The organism is Burkholderia sp. BCC0322 (assembly GCF_902833045.1).
Taxonomy (GTDB): Bacteria; Pseudomonadota; Gammaproteobacteria; order Burkholderiales; family Burkholderiaceae; genus Burkholderia.
The window spans coordinates 1-2,627 of the sequence record NZ_CADFDU010000039.1 but is presented as its reverse complement, the minus strand read 5'-3'; the positions used below and the strand labels follow the sequence as shown (position 1 = coordinate 2,627).

The window sequence follows — 2,627 nt, the reverse complement described above, 5'->3', positions numbered from 1 at the left end:
GGCAATTGGCGTTCGACGACCATCGCGGAATTCGTTGAGGCACTGGATGCCTATATCCGCTGGTATAACGAAAAACGGATCAAGGGCTCCCTCGGCCATCTCAGCCCCATCGAGTACCGTGAAAGCCTTGGGTTAACAACGTAAATCGGTCCAAGAAAATAGCCGCATCCCCGTGGGTCAGTTTTACATCGGCGCTAACACCAAGCCAGACTCGGCGTCTACGCCAATATGCGATTTCATGCCGAAGTACCAGTTACCGCCTTTCTGCGTCGATTGCATTTCTGGATCCCGGGTGCCGGAACCGTTCTTTGTCGAACTGGGCGCGGCAATCAGGGTGGCGTCGACTGCAGATCCAGCCTTTAGCATCAAGCCTTTTTTCCTTCAGGATCTCATTGACCAGCGCGAGCATTTTCATCGCCAGCCCATGCGTTTCGAGCAGATGGCGGAACCGGAGAATCGTGCTTTCATCCGGCAACCGCACCATGCCGCCGTCAAGACCGGCGAACTCGCGATACAGCGGCACGTCGTAGAGCGCTTCTTCCATCGCGGGGTCCGACAGACCGAACCACTGCTGCATAAAATGAATGTGTAACATCGTCGCGATCGGGAAAGGCGGTCGTCCGGTTTTGCCCTTCGGATAGTACGGCTCGATCAGCGCAATCAGCTTCACCCAAGGCACAACACGCCGCATCTCATCGAGAAATTCCCGCTTGCGCGTGCGTTTGGTTGACAGATCCAGACCAAAACCCAACTGCGACATTGCTCTTCCCCTCAACCAATTCGCGATGCGTCCACAATATCTGAACGGGGCGTTAATGCCAGGACTTTTGCAGACCTTCCTTAACGACTCTTACCTCGACAGAACAATCCAATTACCGTACCGTGTGGCCCATTCAGTAATGGCAAGCTATCGGGAAGCAAGCTATGTAATTTTTATCGCACCGCGCTACATATCATCTCGCATTATTTTGTAATAATTTCTAAAATCTCGTATAAATACTTTCCTCATTGATTCTTCGTAGGAAAACTCATCTGGAACATCATATGCAGGGGATGAATTTAATTTCTTAGCCAAGTCTTCAATTTGGCTCTTGAACGATTTTCTGTCAACCCACAATGCCACAGCCCCACCTGGCTTGAGCATGCGAACAATTTCATCCACATTGTGTGACGTGAGAGGCGCGGATTGAATCATAATATAGTCAGCAAACCTGCTCCCGATTGGATACTTATCGAGCCAATTTCTCAGCTTAACCAAATTATCGATTGGCCTTTGGTTTTGACTATTGCTTGACAATACATTCAAATTAATGGCATTTTTGCACCCTGCCTTTAGACCAAAAGATTCATGATACCCCTCCCCGCCAATATCAATTACCACATATGCCGAATAGTTTTTCTCAACATCCTCTCGGGTCGCTTCTTTTCCCGGCTGAGCAGGCACGCCAACTATTTGATTAATCCTTAAAACATAATCCCTCGACAATTCATTCAGATCATTTTCCGCATACGACGCCCCCCTATCCATATAACAGGTTGCATTTGCCAGTGATTCTGCTGAGTAAATTGACAAAAATGCACCCAGGGACAAGCACAATCTTAGAATGCAATTGAAATTCATTGGGCGCTCCAGAATGCTATTCATAAGTTACGCGCACCTCGACGGAATGCGCGCGCCAAGTTTTCGGTGAGAACTTATTAAACCAAATGAGTGGATAAGCGTGGAGCAAATCATCGCGACGACGGAAAAATGACTCGCCAAAAAGTGATGATTTTACCAATTTATCAAGGCCCGGACGTTGCTAATTTTTCCTTGATTGCTACACCACCCATCAATTTTCTGCTTAGCCGTCATTGCATTCATCAATAAAAGTAACATATCGCGAGAATCCTGTGTTCCATATATTATATGCCAATACGTGCTCTTTCGAATTTACCTTACCAGATGGATCATCGCTTACATGAAATCCAATTCTATTTGAAGATTTTGATGACTTTGAGCTGCACTGAAATACTTTCCATCAATGCAGAAGGAATCCGCATACAAAGACGTAGAAACTGTAGACAAAAACACCGTGACAGCCACAACAGCTTTCTTTATGAAAATGCACATTGCATTTTTATTTAATGAGTTAATCGCGCATGGTTAGGTGCGTTTTTAGGGGGGCAGATATTAACGTCGCTCAAGACGCGTTTATGTCGCGACTGGAATGCGCATCAAACATAGGGCATCGCGCGGCTGAATGACCTCCGATGCGGAAAAGGCAGAGAGCCGACGCTCGCATAAGGCAGCGTTTGACTCCTACGGCGACGAATCGCGGGCAAGGCCGCGCCCACCGGCCTTCGTCAGCCCCCTGCCACCCGCTGGGGTGGCCGAAGTTGAGGATGTGCCGAGAGGCCGTTGAGCCTGAATCGAGGCATCAACGACACGACTGTACTATTTTTCCATTTAACTTTCGTATCGGAATATTCAGACGATTGGGCAAGATAAGTATTCTGAGCTTCCCCCGGTTTTTCGCCTTCCAACGGTCCTGAGCTTCCCCTGAAATTTCGCCTTCCAAGAGGTCGTGTATAAACTCGACGGAAAGGAAGGAAATCAGGCATGTTCAAGGTACCGAAACAGGCAT

The 2,627-nt window shown here is 48.0% G+C and carries 2 protein-coding genes and 1 pseudogene; 1 reads left to right on the top strand and 2 read right to left on the bottom strand.

Going from position 1 to position 2,627, the window contains the following annotated elements:
* On the top strand, positions 1 to 144 hold a 144-nt coding region (locus tag HWX39_RS35705), incomplete at its 5' end, for an IS3 family transposase (RefSeq protein WP_175972144.1).
* A 54-nt stretch (positions 145 to 198) separates the two neighbouring features.
* Here the strand turns inward: HWX39_RS35705 and HWX39_RS35700 are convergent.
* Positions 199 to 760: pseudogene (locus tag HWX39_RS35700) on the bottom strand (IS5 family transposase); the annotation flags it as partial.
* Positions 761 to 946: 186 nt separating this feature from the next.
* A complete protein-coding gene (locus HWX39_RS35695) occupies positions 947 to 1,645 on the bottom strand; it encodes a hypothetical protein (RefSeq protein WP_175972143.1) in 699 nt (232 codons plus the stop codon).
* Positions 1,646 to 2,627 lie beyond the last annotated feature (982 nt).

Bases quoted from the DNA above. Each gene is read 5' to 3' on its own strand.
- HWX39_RS35695 (WP_175972143.1), bottom strand. From the start codon at position 1,645: ATGAATAGCATTCTGGAGCGCCCAATGAATTTCAATTGCATTCTAAGA.